We start from the raw sequence: 462 nt of genomic DNA, 5'->3' as shown, positions 1-462 counted from the left end.
ACTATAACAGGAACTAAGGATAATGAAAAAGTTGAWGTAGAATTATNTAACATTGCAAGTATAAGTGATGATGAAGCTTTATCTTCTATATCTCGTGAAAATCAAACTAGATATATGACAGTTAATGCAACTCTTGATGCTGATTATAATGTTGCTTTAGTAGGTAAGGATGTAAAAGCAAAGTTAGATAATTATAAAGTAAAAGATGGATACTCTATTGAAATAGGTGGAGAAATGGAAACTATTTCAGATGCTATTGGTGATTTAATTTTAATGGGAGTATTAGCAATTATATTTGTTTATTTAATAATGGTTGCTCAATTCCAATCATTACTATCACCATTTATAGTAATGTTTACAATACCATTAGCTTTCACAGGAGGATTATTAGCATTAGTAATTACAAATAGTGAATTAAGTGTAATAGCAATGTTAGGTTTCTTAGTTCTAACAGGGATAGTT

At 28.3% G+C, this 462-nt stretch carries 1 protein-coding gene; it reads left to right on the top strand.

Translation table 11 applies throughout. The features are described 5' to 3' along the window. Positions 1-3: 3 nt before the first annotated feature. Positions 4-462: efflux RND transporter permease subunit (locus G3997_RS05335; protein ID WP_442971257.1), on the top strand; the 459-nt coding region annotated here is incomplete at its 3' end.

Source organism: Romboutsia sp. 13368, from assembly GCF_018336475.1.
In the GTDB taxonomy this organism is placed as follows: Bacteria; Bacillota; Clostridia; order Peptostreptococcales; family Peptostreptococcaceae; genus Romboutsia.
Note: the sequence above shows the minus strand (reverse complement) of the source record. Positions and strands in the feature narration are given on the sequence as shown.